15 protein-coding genes are annotated in these 17171 nt (G+C 62.5%); 11 read left to right on the top strand and 4 right to left on the bottom strand.

Annotated elements, in window-relative coordinates; translation table 11 throughout:
- The first annotated feature begins 97 nt into the window (after positions 1 to 97).
- Entirely contained in the window at positions 98 to 1312 is a 1215-nt protein-coding gene (locus tag P9875_RS23370; protein WP_278316738.1) for an MFS transporter, read from the top strand.
- A gap of 83 nt (positions 1313 to 1395) precedes the next feature.
- Positions 1396 to 3429 carry a GNAT family N-acetyltransferase gene (locus P9875_RS23365; protein WP_278316737.1) on the top strand — a complete coding sequence of 678 codons (2034 nt, stop codon included), beginning with the start codon at positions 1396 to 1398 and terminating at the stop codon, positions 3427 to 3429.
- A 52-nt stretch (positions 3430 to 3481) separates the two neighbouring features.
- Here the strand turns inward: P9875_RS23365 and P9875_RS23360 are convergent, their stop codons facing one another.
- Positions 3482 to 4747, bottom strand: coding sequence for a putative Na+/H+ antiporter (locus P9875_RS23360; protein ID WP_035821230.1), 1266 nt, complete (start codon positions 4745 to 4747; stop codon positions 3482 to 3484).
- Between the two features lie 206 nt (positions 4748 to 4953).
- On the opposite strand from P9875_RS23360, the gene imuA reads away from it, so the two are divergent.
- From imuA to P9875_RS23340, 4 genes are all read left to right on the top strand, one after another.
- A complete protein-coding gene (gene imuA / locus P9875_RS23355) occupies positions 4954 to 5664 on the top strand; it encodes a translesion DNA synthesis-associated protein ImuA (protein WP_278318866.1) in 711 nt (236 codons plus the stop codon).
- A complete protein-coding gene (locus tag P9875_RS23350) occupies positions 5594 to 7081 on the top strand; it encodes a Y-family DNA polymerase (RefSeq protein WP_278316736.1) in 1488 nt (495 codons plus the stop codon). Before imuA ends, P9875_RS23350 begins: the two co-directional genes overlap by 71 nt.
- A 76-nt stretch (positions 7082 to 7157) precedes the next feature.
- A complete protein-coding gene (locus P9875_RS23345; protein WP_278316735.1) occupies positions 7158 to 7862 on the top strand; it encodes a glutathione S-transferase N-terminal domain-containing protein in 705 nt (234 codons plus the stop codon).
- Positions 7863 to 7931: 69 nt separating this feature from the next.
- Positions 7932 to 8705, top strand: a complete 774-nt coding sequence (locus tag P9875_RS23340) for an alpha/beta hydrolase family protein (protein ID WP_035821224.1) — start codon at positions 7932 to 7934, stop codon at positions 8703 to 8705.
- Between the two features lie 64 nt (positions 8706 to 8769).
- Here P9875_RS23340 and P9875_RS23335 read toward each other — a convergent pair whose 3' ends face one another.
- Both P9875_RS23335 and P9875_RS23330 read right to left on the bottom strand, forming a co-directional pair.
- On the bottom strand, positions 8770 to 9786 hold the full coding sequence (locus tag P9875_RS23335; protein WP_278316734.1) for a BRCT domain-containing protein: 1017 nt from the start codon (positions 9784 to 9786) through the stop codon (positions 8770 to 8772).
- 177 nt (positions 9787 to 9963) lie between these two features.
- On the bottom strand, positions 9964 to 10314 hold the full coding sequence (locus P9875_RS23330; protein WP_278316733.1) for a hypothetical protein: 351 nt from the start codon (positions 10312 to 10314) through the stop codon (positions 9964 to 9966).
- 222 nt (positions 10315 to 10536) lie between these two features.
- Between P9875_RS23330 and P9875_RS23325 the strand changes: the two genes are divergently transcribed.
- The 5 genes from P9875_RS23325 (at position 10537) to coaD (ending at position 16126) form a co-directional block, all read left to right on the top strand.
- Positions 10537 to 10995, top strand: a complete 459-nt coding sequence (locus P9875_RS23325) for an Hsp20 family protein (RefSeq protein WP_035821223.1) — start codon at positions 10537 to 10539, stop codon at positions 10993 to 10995.
- A gap of 273 nt (positions 10996 to 11268) precedes the next feature.
- The gene (locus tag P9875_RS23320; protein ID WP_278316732.1) at positions 11269 to 12789 is read left to right on the top strand and encodes a Do family serine endopeptidase; all 1521 of its coding nucleotides are present in this window, start codon (positions 11269 to 11271) and stop codon (positions 12787 to 12789) included.
- A gap of 97 nt (positions 12790 to 12886) precedes the next feature.
- A complete protein-coding gene (locus P9875_RS23315; protein WP_010400558.1) occupies positions 12887 to 13546 on the top strand; it encodes a response regulator in 660 nt (219 codons plus the stop codon).
- Between the two features lie 2 nt (positions 13547 to 13548).
- The gene (locus P9875_RS23310; protein WP_176390130.1) at positions 13549 to 14883 is read left to right on the top strand and encodes an ATP-binding protein; all 1335 of its coding nucleotides are present in this window, start codon (positions 13549 to 13551) and stop codon (positions 14881 to 14883) included.
- A 94-nt stretch (positions 14884 to 14977) separates the two neighbouring features.
- Positions 14978 to 16126 carry a pantetheine-phosphate adenylyltransferase gene (gene coaD / locus P9875_RS23305; RefSeq protein ID WP_278316731.1) on the top strand — a complete coding sequence of 383 codons (1149 nt, stop codon included), beginning with the start codon at positions 14978 to 14980 and terminating at the stop codon, positions 16124 to 16126.
- Positions 16127 to 16158: 32 nt separating this feature from the next.
- Here the strand turns inward: coaD and P9875_RS23300 are convergent, their stop codons facing one another.
- A complete protein-coding gene (locus tag P9875_RS23300; protein ID WP_051958974.1) occupies positions 16159 to 16968 on the bottom strand; it encodes a hypothetical protein in 810 nt (269 codons plus the stop codon).
- Between the last annotated feature and the right edge of the window lie 203 nt (positions 16969 to 17171).

Raw genomic sequence — 17171 nt, 5'->3', positions numbered from 1 at the left:
CAATTGGTACACGTTTTCAGTGTGATCCGTGTCTGCCGCCCCATGCCCCGACGGCAGATACGCACTGACGGCAGCCACCCACGTTACGGAACGCGCCATGTCCATCAAGTCCAAGCAGTTGCTGTGGTTCTTTGCGTTTTTCCTCGTCTTTGAACTGAATATTTATTTGTCGAACGACATGATCATGCCGGCGATGCTGGGCATCGTCGGCGAGTTCCAGGCAAAGGAAAAATTCGTTCCCCTGTCCCTGAGCCTGTATCTGCTGGGCGGCAGTTCCCTGCAGATTTTCCTGGGGCCCCTGGCCAACACCATCGGCAAGCGCAAGCTCGTGCTGACCGGCAATACCTTGTTCCTGCTGGCCACCTTGGCCGTGCCATTGACCGCCTCGATCGAGCAATTTCTCGTCGCCCGTTTCATCCAGGGCATGGGCTGCTGCTTCATCTTCGTCGGCTATGCCATGATCCATGAACTGTTCGACGACATGGCCGCCGTCAAGCTGAGCAGCATCCTGTCGAGCACCACCATCCTCGCGCCCCTGGCCGGCCCCATCCTCGGCAGCGCCATCATCAGCCGGCTGGACTGGCGCTACGTCTTTTTCCTCTCTGGCCTGCTGGCGCTGCTGTCCTTGCTGGGCCTGTTCAAGACCATGCCGCGCGCTGCGCCGGCCGTCACGCGCCCGGACCTGGCCGCCATCGTGCGCAGCTATGTCGCCATTTTCAGCAACGGGCGCTTCATGTTCGGCATGTTCACGGCCGGGCTGGCCACCGTGCCCCTGACGGCCTGGATCGGCTTTTCGCCCATTTTCGTGCTGCAGGAAATGGGCGCCTCGTACGCCACGTATATCGCCCTGCAATGCGTGATCTTGTCGGGCTTTGTCCTTAGCAGCATCGCCATCCAGCGTTTGCGCCAGGATTTTCCGCTCGTCTCCCTGCTGCGCCTGGGCGGGCTGATCGCTGCCGCCGGCATGCTGGGCGCCGGCGCGGGCCGCCATCACGTCGACGTGTTTGCCGCCTGCATGTTTGTCTATTCCATCGGCTTCGGCCTGTTCAACGGCGCCCTGATACGCAGCGCGATCACGGCCAGCAAGGAGTCGATGACCTTGACGACGGCCGCCATGAGCTTGCTGTACTGCATTTATCTGTCCGCCTGGCTGCAGCTGTACAACGTGCTGTGCCAGCGCTTCGGCTATGCGCTGGAAACGTATGCGCTGCTCAATATTCCCGTCATCGTGGCCATCACGGCCTGCCTGCTGCTGTTTACGCGGGGCATGGCGGGGCGCCGGGAAAGCGGGGTGCGGCTGGCCCGGCACTGAAGGCGCAACGATGCGCCTGTTCTCGACTTTGTTTTACCTCCTGCGAAGTTCATTGACACTCTCCTGCGGAAAATGGTGCGCCCATGAAAATAGATGACCTGGCCTCGAAACACGATCAAGCAAAGATTTTCAACCTGGAATACGAGTTCCGCATCAACCGGCTGAAACTCGATTACATCACCCTGGCCGATGTCCGGCCCGCTGGCAGCGATCTGGAGCAACTGGCCGTGGAGCACCAGGCGGGCATCGCGGCCCTGCGCAGCTTCGTCGCCCTGAACTTTAACCATTTCAACGCGGCAAGCTGTTCCTCGCTCAGCTGCATCCCCACGCGCGCGCTGGGTGACGACGAGCGCTACCTGCACCGCATCTGGATGGGCGGACCCTTGCCGGCCATCGCTTCCGAAGCGATCTGGCAGTGGGGCGCGGCGCTGGAGGAAGTCCGCTACAACGGCGGCGCGCCGTACGTCTCCATCCTGTGGGTGTGGGATGCGCAGCAGCTGCGCAATGACGAGCGCTTCAGCCCCACGGGCGGCGCCGGGCGCTACACCATAGGCCGCTACGCCATCGGCGGCACGACCCTGCATATCAACTCGCTGCGCGCGCTGGCGCTCGATTTCGCGCCGGCCCGCTTCGGCATCCTCGATACCCTGCATACGCAGCGCTACTTCGCCACCTTGTCCGATTATTTCCGCATCCTCATCATGTGCGAATACGGCGGCATGTATATGGATGTCGATACGGTGCCGCACAATCCGGCGACGATTTTCCTGATGAAGCCGGAAGTGCCCGATTATTTCCAGGGCAGGGAAGGCGAGGGAGAAGAGCGCCGGCATGTCAGCTGGATGAATCTGTTTCTCGATGAAACGGGCATGCTGATCGCCAAGAAGAACGATGCGGCGCTGCGCGTGATCCAGCGCAATGTGAACCTCGCCTATGCGGGTATCGATGCGCAGGTTCCCCGTTCCTGCCCGCAATTCGAGGCGCAGCTGTTTGGCCAGTTCTATGCGGAATGGAAGCAGAACCTGGGCGTGACCCTGCTCAGCCATGCCGAGTTCTACCAGCGCTATTGCGTGCTGTATGACGGCGCGCGCGAAGCGGTGGCGGGCGGCATCCGCGGCATGCGCTTGCTGGACGATATCATTACCGACATGCACATCCCCTTGAGCGACGAGGAACGGCGCGCATATGCGCGCTGCGTGGCGCGGCTCGACGACATCGACTGGCGGCTCGATGACCCTTTGCGCCTGCCCGACATCGTCGACGTGTTCGACATCGAGGAAGTGCCGCGCATGGCGTATGCGGCCCAGCTGCGGGCCGACATCGATCATTTTCACTATTACTCGGTGCTGTCGGACGACCCGCAGCTGGACCGCGTGAATGCCGTCTTTTGCCGCTACCTGCTGGCCCACCGTTCGCAGCAGATTACCGCCGGCAATTTCTGGCGCCCGACGGTGGGCCGCCACGGCAGCCGCATGCCGGCCGTCGGCGATGCGCCCCCGCCAGGCGACGAGGCGCAGGCGGACTTGCTGTCGCATGCGCCGCTCACGCTGGTGCCGGGCGAACTGCTGGATGACGAGACGAAGAACCGCATGGCGAAACTGCTGTTTGCCACCAGCTACCTTGAATACTGCTCGTTCGGCAACAAACTCAATCTGCAGTTCGTCGAATTGCAGCGGCGGCAAAATATCGACCCGTATCTGGAACACATCCACGGCCTGCATGACGAGGACGGGCGTTTCATTGGCTTCTTCACGGCCGCGACGATGGACGAGTTCCAGGCCTGCGGCGCCGTGTCATATTATCGCGACGACATGAAGGCGCTTGACGATGCGTATGACGCCTTCGTGCTCGCGCATGCGCGCGCCGACGACTGTTTCGTCAGCAGCCTGGCCATCGACGAGAAATACCGGGGCCAAGGCTTGTTCCGGCAAATGTTCCATGAAATCCGCGACCTGGCCAGCCGCAAAGGCTGTGCGCGCATCACCCTGACGGTGTGGGAAAAGAGCGAAGCGCTGCAAGTGTATCTGCACAAGGGGTTTCGCAGCGTGGGCACGTTCGACTACGCCTACAGCCTGTTCTATGACCGGCTGCATTTTCTTGTGTATGAGGGTAGCTGAGGAAGGATGCTGAAGGGTAACGGGGCGGCCGGCAGCCGCCCCGTGATGCAGCTTACAGGGCCAGGAAGGCTACGGCAGACACGGCCGTTGGCAGCAGGGCGCCGGCCAGCAGGCCGACGGCGCCGATCGATTCATCCTTGAAACCGCGGCGCAGCAGGGCCACGCCGGCCGGGTTCGGCGCATTGGCGATGACGGTCAGGCCGCCACCGGCCACGGCGCCGGCCATCAGCATGTATTTCGCTTCGTCCGTCATGCCGACGATCAGTGAACCGAGGTAAGTGAGGGCCGCATTGTCGGTAATCGCCGTCAAGCCCAGGGCGCCGAAGAACAGGGCCAGCGGCTTCAGGCTGGAAACGATGGGCTGCAACCACCATTGCTGCATGCCGCCCAGTACCACCAGGCCGCCCAGGAAGAAGCCGACCAGCAAGCCTTCCTTGAGGATCAGCGGGCTTTGATAGCGCTCATACGCCTGCACGAAGCCGAGGAAGAACAGGAACAGGCCGATGAACAGCACGGGATGGTGCGCCAGGGTCACCACGCCGGCCAGCACGATCATGTGCACCAGGCTGACGGCCAGCGGTACTTTCGGCGCTTCCACCTCGCCCGCTTTCGGCTTGATGTCGGAAGTGTTGCTGTGCAGGTATTTGCGCAGCAGGATGCTCACGCCCGTGGCGTTGACGAGCACGGCGATGGCGGCCTTCCAGCCGAAATGGCTGGCCATGTAGGCGCTGTCCCAGTTCCACGTGGTGGCCACCATCAGCACGGGCGGCGCCGCGTACGAAGTGAGGGTGCCGCCGATGGAAACGTTGACGAACAGCACGCCCAAGGCGCCGTATTTCAGCCATTCAGGAATGCCCGGGCGAAAGATTTGCGGCGCCAGCATCAGCGCCGCCAGGGTCATGGCGGCCGGTTCCGTGATCAATGAGCCCGTCAAGGGCACGAGCGCCAGGCCCAGCCAGACGAGGGCCAGTTCCGTGCGCAGCGGCATCACGCGCGCCACGCTTTTCAACAGGCGCTGCACGGCGTCGAGCACGGGGCGCGAGGCGGCCACGACCATGACGACAAAGACGAACAGCGGCTCCGTGTAATGGCGCGACTCGGCATACTCGATGGCCGCATCGCTGCCCGAGACAAAGGCCATGATGATGATCAGGATGAAGGCCCAGAAGCCGAACACGACTTCCACTTCGCCCAGCAAATGCAGCAGGCCCGCATGGCGGGGATGGCGCCGCGACAAGGTTTCAAACGACTTGGCGGCAAAAGTGTGGATGAGCGCAAGGCCGAAGACGATGGCGCTGATGATTTGGATGGTGGTCAAATGCGTTTCCTTATGGACGGAGGAAGCCGCCCGGTGCATTGCCGAGCGGTAAGGAGAGTGCTTATGGTACAGCAATCGATGCCAAAAACGGGGTTTTTCGGACATGGCGGAGCGGCCCCTGCGGTTGCGGCAGTGAGATAAACCTTGCCAAAAACGGGGCTGGATAGTACTGTATATGCATACAGTATTCATCTATCTATTCAATGATGCAACATTCTCAATTGATGGCCTCGCCGGAAGCCTTGCACCCGTCTTTATGGCGCGCATCGCAGCTGGGGCAGGGCGCCACGCGCTGCCTGGACACGGGCTTTGCCGCCCTGTCCGCGCAGCTGCCCGGCGGCGGCTGGCCCAGCGGCAGTCTCATCGACCTGCTGGTGCAGCAGCCGGGCAGCGGCGAATTGCGCCTGCTGGCGCCCGCGCTGGCGCAACTGCAGGGCTTGCCCATCGTGCTGCTGCAGCCGCCCCATCCGCCGCAGGCGCTGGCCCTGGCCGCGCAGGGACTGGCGCCGTCGCAGCTGCTGTGGCTCAAAAGCGCCAGCAGCAAGGATGCCCTGTGGGCGGCTGAAAATATCTTGCGCAGCGGCAGTTGCGGCGCCTTGCTGTTCTGGCAGCAGCACGTGCGCGCCGACAGCCTGCGCCGCCTGCACCTGGCCGCGCAAGGCGGCAACACCCTGTTTTGCATGCTGCGCCCGCTGCACGGCGCGCAGGATGCGTCGCCGGCGCCGCTGCGCCTGTCCGTGCGCCCGGCCGCCGGCGGCATCGAGATCGGCTTCATCAAGCGCCGGGGACCGCAGCGCGACGCGCCCCTGTTCCTGCCCCTGCAACCACCTTCATTATTGCCACGCCATGCGACTCTGGATCGGCCTGTGCCTGCCCCGGCTCCCGCTCGAAGTGTTTTGCCCGCGCTGGTCGGCTGACCATCTGGGCGTAGTGCTGGAGCAGGAGCAAGTGATGGCCGTGTCGCCGCTGGCGCTGGCCGCCGGCATCAAGCCGGGCATGCGCCGCGCCGGTGCGTTGATGCTGGCGCCGCAGGCGCGCCTGCACGAGCGCTCGCTTGAACTGGAAGCGCAAGCCTTGCAAGCGGTGGCGCTGGCGCTGCTGCAATATTCGCCGCTGGTGGCGCAGGGCGAGGAAGCGACCCTGCTCGTCGACGCGGGCGCCAGCCTGCGCCTGTTTGGCGGCGTGCGCGCCCTGTGCCGGCAGATCGCGGCCAGCTTGCGCGCGCTTGGCTACACGGCCCAGCTGTCGTGCGCTCCCACGGCGCGCGGCGCCTGGCTGCTGGCGCGCGCCGGCACGCGCCGGCGCCGCGTGCTTGGCATGGAAAGCCTCACCCGCCGCCTCGACCGCCTGCCGTGCGCTCTGCTGCCGCCCGCGCGCCCTTACCTGGACTGGTTTGAGGGCATCGGTTGCCGCACCCTGGGGCAGCTGCGCCACTTGCCCCGGCCCGGCTTGCAGCGCCGCTGCGGCGGGGCTTTGCTGGCCATGCTCGACGACGCGCATGGCCACAGCACGGAACTGTTCGTGTGGATTGAGGCGCCGCCCACGTTCCGCGCCAGCCTGGAATTGTTCGACCGCGTGGAGCAGGCCGACGCGCTGCTGTTCGGCGCGCGCCGCCTGCTGCAGCAAATGACGGGCTGGCTATGCGCGCGGCAATTCGCCGTCGAACGCATACAGCTGCTGCTGGCGCACGAGCGGGGCAGGGTGGCGCGCCCGCCCACCGTCATCGACCTGGCGCTGGGCGAGGCCGTCTGGCGCGACGAGCACCTGGTGCGCTTGCTCAAGGAGCGCCTGGCGCAGCTGGCGCTGGAGGCGCCCGTGATCGGCCTGACCCTGGAAGCGCTGCAGGTGCAGCCGATGGCGCCGCCCAGCGACAGCCTGTTCCCCGAGCCGGGCGGCACGCCGCAGGAGCGCCAGCGCTTGCTGGAATTGCTGGTGGCGCGCCTGGGGAGCGACAATGTCTTGCAGGCCGCGCCGCGCGCCGATTACCGCCCCGAAGCGGCCAACCAGTGGCTGCCGCTGCCGGCCAAGCCAGGCGGCAGGAACACGGTGCCCGACTTGCCGCCCGGCTTGCCCGGCATGCCCCGTCCCGGCTGGCTGCTGGCCCAGCCCATCGCCCTCTTGATGCGCGAGCACCGGCCGTTTTATGGCTCGCCCCTGAAAATGGTGTCCGTTGCCGAGCGCATCGAAGCGGGCTGGTGGGGCCAGTCGCAGGCGCGCGATTATTTTATTGCCGAAGGCCTCGACCACGCCCATTACTGGGTCTACCGCGAACGCATCGCCGGCAGCGCGGAAGACGCCGCGCCGCGCTGGTTTTTGCATGGCTTGTTTGGCTAAATGCGCTGTCCTGCTGAAATTGCCATGCTTGGCTATACTTGCTTGCGCCGCGTCAACCACTTCAATAAGGATTTCTATGTCCCAACTTTCCGACTTCCCCATTACCCAAAAATGGCCTGCACTGCATCCCGAGCGCCTGCAGCTGTATTCGCTGCCCACGCCGAACGGCATCAAGGTTTCCATCCTGCTGGAAGAGCTGGGCCTGGCGTACGAGCCGCACCTGGTCAGCTTCGAGCAGAACGACCAGCTGTCGCCCGCCTTCCTGTCCCTCAATCCGAACAACAAGATTCCCGCCATCCTCGACCCGGACGGTCCCGATGGCAAACCGCTGGCCCTGTTCGAGTCGGGCGCCATCCTGCTGTACCTGGCAGAAAAGACGGGCAAGTTCATCCCGCAGGACGCGGGCCTGCGCTATGAAACGATCCAATGGCTGATGTTCCAGATGGGCGGTATCGGCCCCATGTTTGGCCAGGTGGGCTTCTTCCACAAATTCGCCGGCAAGGACTACGAAGACAAGCGTCCGCTCGAGCGCTATCTTGGCGAAGCCAAGCGCCTGCTGGGCGTGCTCGAGCAGCGCCTGCAGGGCCGCGACTGGATCATGGGCGAGCAGTACACGATTGCCGACATCGCCATCTTCCCGTGGGTGCGCTGCCTGGTGGGTTTCTATGGCGCAGGCGACCTCGTCGGTTTTGGCAATTTCCCGAACGTGCAGCGCGTGCTGGATGTTTTCCTGGCCCGGCCTGCCGTCATCAAGGGTGTCGACATCCCATCGCGTGGCTAAAACAGCCGTGGCCGGACGGCGCTACAATGCGCCATCGGCCGCCCTGCGCGGCAGCTTTGATCTGAGACAATGAAATCCACCCGGCAAGATTTTCCCGGTGCGCATGGCCATGTGCTGGCGGCGCGCCTCGATGCGCCCGACGGCGCCATCCGCGCCTACGCGCTGTTCGCCCACTGTTTTACTTGCGGCAAGGACGTGCTGGCCGCGCGGCGCATCGCGCAAGGCTTGACGGAACACGGCATCGCCGTGCTGCGCTTCGACTTCACGGGACTGGGCGCCAGCGAGGGCGAGTTCGCCGCCACGAATTTCTCGTCGAACGTGGACGACCTGGTCGCCGCCGCCGACTTTTTGCGGGCCAGGCACGCCGCGCCGCAATTGCTGATCGGCCATAGCCTGGGCGGCGCCGCCGTGCTGGCCGCCGCGTCGCAAGTGCCGGAAGCGACCGCCATCGCCACCCTGGCCGCGCCGAGCACGCCCGCCTACGTGACGCGCATGTTCAGCGACCACCTGGAAAAAATCGCCGCCGAGGGCGAAGCGCTGGTGCAGCTGGAAGGGCGGCCTTTCCGCATCCGCCAGCAATTTGTCGACGACGCGGGCAGCCACAGTTTAAAGGAGCACATCGCCGGCCTGCGCCGAGCCCTGCTGGTGATGCACGCGCCGAACGACACGACGGTCAGCCTGTCGAATGCGATGGATATCTTTACGGCGGCCAAGCACCCCAAAAGCTTCGTTTCGCTCGACGACGCCGACCATCTGTTGACGGGGCGCGATGACGCGGCCTACGTCGCCAACGTCATCGCCGCGTGGAGTGCGCGCTATTTAACGCAAGCAATCGATGGCTGATGACTGCGAGGTTTAAGGCATGAGGTTGTTTTACCTCCATGCATGATTAATGGTTGGCTGCCTTTTATTCATCTTCAGGCAGGTCCAGCCATATCTGATACAAGCCATTGTGTAATAGGATGCGGGCACAGCATTCAAATACTGAGTATTCGTTCAGGTCGCCAGCGACGAGTGCGGCGTGAAAATCGCGGGCAATGTACTTGGACAGGTAACCAGTGATACTGCCGGACATTTCTACCGATATCGCACCATCGGGATGCCGGCGCAGAAGGGCGGGTAAGCTATTGCTGGCAAACTCTTCACCATAGGTAATGATGCTTCTGGCTATTTGTTCCTGATGCGTAAATACTCCTGCCACCTCGATGCCGAACTTTCCCTCCCCCGTAATGATGGGGATGATGTCATTTGCAATGGCGATTGTATTTACAGTTGTGGCGACTGTAATGCCCTCTGACACACTTACAGCAGATTCTACGTTGTGCAAGTGGCTATACCAATGCTCTTCGCTCAGAATGGTGAGTTCGCAACCTGACTCCTGATATGCAATCGCTTTTTCTATTTTTCTGCCATGCGTCGAATGCAGCCAGTTCTCATTGCCGGTGACACCAACCACTAGATAATTGAGTTTTTTGGTGATCCCATTCAGGCAGATGCCGCCACGTTGCTCGATTTGTGCTTGACACCACGAGCGTGTACCAGACTGAAATGTTCCTGTGAAACAGAAATATTTCCCTTTGAATGTGACGGGAGAATTGTTGTTTATCGGCAAACGTGTACTCGGTTGCGCCGAGGGATCATGTGTGTCTGGAATAACTGTGCTACCGATGGTGTTTCTCAATAGGATGAGTATTTCCGTGGCATCGTTTGATTGCATGGCGCCCTCAGAAAGCGCAGCAGCCAGACGTGGATACAAGGCTTTGGCTGGCCAGAGCAATGCCACTTTACGATTGGCTTCCATCCAAGCTAACAGAAACTCCACTTCGCCTTGCGTGACCACGTTATCTGCAAGTACGCCTTTGATTATGCCGATGAGCTCGTCAACCTGGCGATCAGCGACAGCTTGATGGCGAAATGCTGTCACGGACTGTGTATTTTCTGATGAAATAGCCAGGCTCCTTCAAGAATTTGAATATTACAAGAATGCCTGGTGATTCTACTGTACTAGTATTGCCTTCCTGTGCATTGAATTACTTTTTTAGCTAAAAAAAAGCCGCCTCTGCAAATACAGACGCGGCGTTTTGGCTGAAAAGGTAAAGGATCAGTCTTCGTCAAACTCGGCCGAAAGATCCTTCCAGCCCTTGCTCACGGCAAAGGCCGAGAATTCCTCGGGCGCTTCCAGAACGATCAGTTTCTTGTCTTGCAAGCCCAGGTCGCCATGGCCGAAGTCGGGGCCCACGTAGCCGAGGCTGCGCAGGCGGGCCAGGATGTGGTCGACCAGGGTCTTGTCCTTGTAGGCGCCCGCTTCGAGCGGGGCGGCGAAATCGACGTAGACGTCGATGATGCCGTAGCCTTCGTCGAAGATGCGGATGGCCTTGATGTCGTGGGCACGGCCGGAGCCGTCGGTGGCCTTGAAGGGGCCGCTGAGCTGGATGTCGGTGTCATTATTCATGCCGCCAGCATACACCAAAAGCCGGCCCCGCATGGGGGGTGCCATGCAAAATCCCCTTGCAGGGAGCTTGTAAAAATTTCTTACAAATTTCGCGAGGTCTGGGGCGCTTTTCGCCAATTTCAAGGCCTTGAAGGCCGCTTGATCGTCCTTAGATTGGTAGCAAGCGGATGCTCATGGTGAGGTCCGCCCCTCTTATCGCTTCATTTGAAAAGGATATTTATCATGCGTACTTTTGACCTTGCTCCCCTGTATCGTTCCGCCATTGGCTTTGACCGCCTGGCACAGCTGCTCAACGAACAGCGCGCCGATGCGCAACCGAGCTATCCGCCATACAACATCGAACTGGTGTCGGAAGATAAATACCGCATCGTGATGGCCTTGGCCGGCTTCTCGCGCGAAGAGATCGACATCATCACCGAACGCGACTCCCTGCACGTCACGGGCCGCAAGCAGAAAGATGGCGTCGAGCGCACGTTCTTGCACCGCGGCATCGCTGCCCGCGATTTCGAACAGCGTTTCCAGCTGGCCAACCACGTGAAAGTCACGGGCGCCACGTTTGAAAACGGCATGCTGACCATCGACCTGGTGCGTGAAGTGCCGGAAGCGCTGAAACCGCGCAAGATCGAAATCGGCAGCGGCGGCGATACCGTCAGCGTGCTGGAACAGCGCCAGGCAGCCTGATCTGAGCTGATCTGAGCCGACCCCGGCGCCCCTCCGGTGCCCAGGCAGTCTCTTTCCATGCAGTAAAATACTGGCCGGTTGATCCGGCCAGTGTCACGTCCGGAGCCCGTTCGGGTCCTCCTTGATCGCCATGCGACATGCGTGCGGCAGGCAAGATTAAACCCTGCTTAAAGGCGCAAATGCCTGTTTCCAAATGGAAAAATGTTAAGCACCGCCTAAGACTCGTGGCCCACTATTGCATACATCAAAATCTCATTGAATGAGGAGCAATTCATGGAACAGCAAAAGAATACCGCATCCCTGAAAATCAAACGCACCGTAGCCGCGCTGGCCGCGATCGGTGTGCTGGGCGCCGGTGGCGCCATGGTGGTGCATCAGAACAATGCTGGCGCGAATGCCGCCGCCGCTGCCGCTGCCCCAGGCGCCCCCGTGGCTGCCGCAGTGGCACCTGCAGCCAGCGCGCCACTGGTGGCCTTGCCCGACTTTAGTCAGATCGCTTCGCGCAACAGCCCGGCCGTCGTCAATATCAGCGTCACGGGCAGCACCAAGGTGGCCTACGACCCCTCGGCCCAGGCTGGCAATGACGATTTCGGCAACGATCCCTTCTTCGAATTCTTCCGCCGCTTCCAGGGTCCGCAAGGCGGGCAGCGCGGCGGCCGCGACGTGCCCACGCACGGCCTCGGCTCCGGCTTCATCGTCAGCCCCGACGGCATCATCATGACGAACGCCCACGTGGTGCGCGATGCGCGCGAAGTGACCGTCAAGCTCAACGACCGCCGCGAATTCCGCGCCAAGGTGCTGGGTACGGATCCGAAGACGGACATCGCAGTATTGAAAATCGACGCCAACAACCTGCCCATCGTGCCGCTCGGCCATTCCAGCGACCTGAAAGTGGGCGAGTGGGTGCTGGCCATCGGTTCGCCATACGGCTTCGACAGCACGGTGACGGCCGGCGTGGTCAGCGCCAAGGGCCGTTCCCTGCCGGACGACAGCAATGTGCCCTTCATCCAGACGGATGTGGCGGTCAACCCCGGCAACTCGGGCGGCCCGCTGTTCAACACGCGCGGCGAAGTGGTGGGCATCAATTCGCAGATATACAGCCAGACGGGCGGCTTCCAGGGCTTGTCCTTCGCTATTCCGATCGACTTGGCGGGCCGCATCAAGGACCAGATCGTCGCCACGGGCAAGGCCAGCCATGCCAAGCTGGGCGTGACGGTGCAGGAAGTCAACCAGGGCTTTGCCGACTCGTTCAAGCTGGCCACGCCGGAAGGCGCGCTGGTCGCCAACGTGGAGCGGGGCAGCCCGGCCGACAAGGCGGGCCTGAAATCGGGCGACGTGGTGCGCAAGGTGAATGGCCAGCGCATCATCGGCTCGGCCGACTTGCCGGCGCTGGTGGGCACGTCCTTGCCCGGCGACAAGATCAGCATGGATGTCTGGCGTGACGGCAAGATCGTCAGCCTGACGGCAACCCTGGGCAATGCGGCCGACAAGGTGGCCGAAGTGGCGAAGAGCGACAGCGCCGCCGGCAAGGTAAAGCTGGGCCTGGCCCTGCGTCCGTTACAATCGGATGAAAAACGCGAGGCCGGCATCAGCGCCGGCCTGCTGGTGGAAGACGCGGGCGGTGCTGCGGCGAATGCCGGAGTGCAGCCGGGCGACGTGTTATTGTCGGTGAACGGCCGTCCCGTCAATACCGTCGAGCAGGTGCGCGACGTGGTGGAAAAATCCGCCAAGTCGGTCGCCTTGCTGATACAGCGGGGACCGGACAAGATTTTTATTCCCGTACGTTTAGGTTAATGAAGAAGCAAACCCAAGGGCAAATACTGGGGTCGAACCCTCAGGGTTCGACCCCGGTTTTTCGCCTTTGGGGTGAAAAATTGAACAAGGAGCAGCCATGCGCTTATTGCTGGTAGAAGACGATACGATGATCGGCGAAGTGGTGCTCGATTTGCTGCGCGCCGAGCATTACGCGGTGGACTGGGTCAAGGATGGCGACATGGCCGATACGGCCCTGCAGACGCAGACCTATGACCTGGTATTGCTGGACCTGGGCTTGCCGCGCAAGGATGGCCTCGACGTGCTGCGCTCGATGCGTTTGCGCAAGCTAGATACGCCGGTCCTCGTGGCCACGGCGCGCGACGCCGTCGAGCAGCGCATCGCGGGCCTCGACGCGGGCGCCGACGATTATGTGCTCAAACCGTATGACCTCGACGAATTGCTGGCGCGCATACGCGCCCTGTTGCGGCGCGCCTCGGGGCGGCCGGAGCCGATCTTTGAACACCAGGGCGTGTCCATCAATCCGCTGACGCGCGAAGTGATCGCCGAGGGCCATCCCGTCAACCTGTCGGCGCGCGAATGGGCCGTGCTGGAAGCGCTGATCGCCCGTCCCGGCATCGTGCTGTCGCGGGCGCAGCTGGAGGAAAAACTGTACAGCTGGAAGGATGAAGTCAACAGCAACGCCGTGGAAGTGTATATCCACGGCTTGCGCAAGAAGCTGGGCAGCGACTTGATCCAGAACGTGCGCGGCCTCGGCTACATGGTGCCCAAGGCATGAGGATGAAGGTCACGGTGACGCATTCGCTGCGCGGCCGCCTGCTGTGGTTTTTGCTGGCGGCCATCATCATGGCGGCGCTGGCGCAGGCGTCGATCGCCTACCGCAGCGCCCTGTACGACGCCGACCAGATTTTTGATTATCACATGCAGCAGATGGCCCTGTCGCTGCGTTCCGGCGCGCCGCTGGCCAACCATGCGCAAGCCTTGCCTGCCGACCCCGTCAACAACGACATGGTGGTGCAGGTGTGGACGCCGGACGGCGTGCAGGTGTTCCGTTCGATCACGCGCGCGGAACTGCCGCAGCGCGCCGTGCTGGGCTTTTCGAATGTAAAGGCGAACGGCACGACTTACCGCATCTTCTCCGTGCAAACCAGTTCCCAGACCGTGCAGATCGCCCAGGACATGGCCGTGCGCAAGCGCATGGCCGGTAGCCTGGCGCTGCGCACGGTGGGGCCGATTGCCCTGATGGCGCCGATATTGATGCTCGTCGTCTGGTGGGTCGTCAGCGGTTCGCTGGCGCCCGTCTCGCGCGTGCGCAAGCAGGTGGCGGCGCGCCAGGCGGACGATTTATCTCCCGTCTCGGAAGCGGGCTTGCCCGACGAAGTGCGTCCGCTGGTGCATGAACTGAACCTGTTGTTCGGGCGCGTGAAAACGGCGTTCGACGCGCAGCAGCACTTTGTCGCCGACGCCGCGCATGAATTGCGCACGCCGCTGGCTGCCCTCAAATTGCAGGTATTGAGCCTGGAACGGGCCGAATCGGAAGAAAAGCGCAGCCTGGCGATCAGCCGCGTGAGCGCCGGCATCGAGCGGGCCACGCGCCTGGTCGAGCAGCTGCTGGTGCTGGCACGCCAGGAAGCCAGTGCCGCCAGCGGCGACCAGCTGCAGGCGGTGGACTTGAACGATGTCGTCAAGCGGGCGCTGGGCGACATGGCCGGCATCGCGCAGGCGCGCAAGATCGACCTTGGCCTGCACCACATGGATGCGGCCAAGGTGGCGGGCCAGGCCGATGCGCTCAACATCATGCTGCGCAACCTGGTCGACAACGCCATCAAGTACACGCCGCAGGGCGGCACGGTCGATATCGACCTGCGCGCCAGCCCCGTCGGCGTGACCTTGTCGGTGGAAGATAACGGCCCCGGCATCCCGCCCGAAGAGCGCGAGCGCGTCTTCAGCCGCTTCTACCGCGTGCCCGGCACGGACGCCAACGGCAGCGGCCTGGGGCTGGCCATCATCAAGGCCATCGCCGAGCGCCATGGCGCGCGCCTGGTGCTGGATAAATCCGAGCGCCTGGGCGGCCTGTGCGTGCGCGTGGAATTCCCGCAAGCCGTGAAAAAATAATATTTTGATCATGATCTTTGGCATGTTGCATTGACGCGCGCGCCGCTGGCATATATTGTCTGCGCAATAAGCAATCAAGCAAACGGAGCGCAGCATGCAGAAGATCGGCTTTTCAGGCACCCTCGACCCCATCACCAACGGCCACATGTGGGTGATCGGCGAAGCGCGTTCGCTCGCCGACGAGGTGATCGTGTTCCTGTCGCAAAACCCCGCCAAGAAGCCGCAATTCCCCGCCGAAGACCGCAAGCGCATCATCGAGCAGAGCGCGCGCGAATGCGGCTGGGACAATGTGCAGGTGGTCATCGTCAAGGGCGACTACACGGCGCGCGCGGCGAAAAAGCATGGCTGCGACTACCTGATCCGCGGCATCCGCACGACGGCCGATTTTGACTATGAAAACCTGATTCAGCAAACGAATGTGGACGTACTGCAGGGCGCCAAGACGATTTTCGTCATGCCGCCGCGCGACCTCGGTTCCGTCAGCTCCAGCTTCGTCAAGGCGTTGGAAGGCCCCGTGGGCTGGAACTGGACCATGAAGAAATTCGTCCCTGGTCCCGCCTACCAGGCGTGGATACTCGACTGCCTGCGCAAGGAGTGGGAAGCGCTGTGGAACTATGCCACCGCCTCGCCAGCGGACATCGCGCTGGCGGACCACTGGTTCGCGCACCTGACGGGCCCGCAGGCGTATGGCGGCGCGGATCGCCACTATCACAACCTCGACCACCTGGTGCACGGCCTGTCCGAGATCCGCGTGTGGGCCGACAATACCTTTGCGCCCAAGCGCGACAGCGCGCTGGTCAAGAAAGCGTTCTGGTTCCACGACGCCGTCTACAGCCACGACGACGATGCCCTGTATTCGAGCGAAGAGGCGAGTGCCCAGCTGTGGCTGGCCAGCGGCCTCGATGCGGGCGACAACCTTGATGTGGCGCAACTGATACGCGCCACCGACCACTTCCAGGGACCCGGCATCAGCCACGCGCTGAAGGACGCCATGCTCAGCGCCGACCTGGCCATCCTGGGGCAAGATGAAGAAGTGTATCAAGCCTATACGCAAGCCATCGTCCGCGAATACGCGCACGTGGACCCCGTGCGCTTCAACGAGCAGCGGGGCCTGGCTCTGCAGCACCTGAGCGCCAAGGCGCAGGCGGGCCAGCTGTTTGGGGATGCGTATTTTGCCGACCAGTACAACGCGCGGGCGATAGACAACATGCAGAAAGAGATCGCGGCGCTGGCGGGCGGCTGATCGGATGCGCCCATGTTGGCCGCTGCCCGCCTCTATTGCATGGACTGCTTCACCGCATGCTGTACCTGCAACAGCATCGAGTCGCATTCGGCGCGCAGTTCCACGGTTCTGCGGTTGATGGGGCCCCATAGGCGGCGCCTGAGCCGAAGCCCGAGCGCCGCCAGTTCGACGGCGAAGGCGGGACAGGACTTGGAGAGTTGCTGGAATGCCAGGCCAGCCTTTTCCGTACCATGATTTTCCAGCTCGTCAGGCTTGCAATGCACGCCTTCCCGGAAGACCGATAGCAGTTCCGTGGAGTTCGCATACGAGGCGAATAGCTGGCGCATCAGGGCCGAGTGTCCTATCAGGTTATAGCTGGATTGGAACAGCCCCGCCTCCGCCGTGTCTGCCGCCATATTGCGGGCACTCCTGTCGCGGCCTTCGCAATAGCGGCCAGAACTTTCGCGCATGCCCAGGCCCGTCAGGAGGACATACAGATGCCGCAGGGTATCGGCGCCATCCTTGTCATTCTGCATGCCCAGGGCCGCGAATTGCTCGTCATACCAGTCCAGCGCATCGTTGTCGTCGTTGCCATGTGCGGCTGCGGCCATGGTCACGGCAATGGTATCGCCCTTGCTCCAGTTCAGGTATGCCTTGGCAAATGCCATGGCCATGCCCTTGATGTAGCCTGCTGGCGCGACGCCGCGGTCGAGCCAGCGGTAACGTGCCAGTTCGGTTCGGGCCGCGATTTCCAGTATTGTTTCTTGCAGCTGGGCCCCTAACTCGGCTGTCAAACGAGCTGGCGGCGGCAAGGCCGATGCCGTCAGCGGGGCGGTGGCGATGTCGCTCAGTTGCTTATCCATGGGTATGCTCCGTTTCTCATTGCGATATGGGTTTGTCATCGCAATCTGGAGAAAGTTCGCAGCAAGGGATTTATTCAGCCTCGGGTTTGCCAATTCGCAGGCAGGAGTCGATTTCGGCCGGGGCGAGCCCGCTCAAAGCCGTAGTCCGGGCCAATTGAGCGATGCGCACGGTTTTACTCCTGCCGTTTCTGCTGGAGCTGACG

The organism is Janthinobacterium rivuli, from assembly GCF_029690045.1.
Lineage (GTDB): Bacteria > Pseudomonadota > Gammaproteobacteria > Burkholderiales > Burkholderiaceae_D > Janthinobacterium > Janthinobacterium rivuli.
Note: the sequence above shows the minus strand (reverse complement) of the source record. Positions and strands in the feature narration are given on the sequence as shown.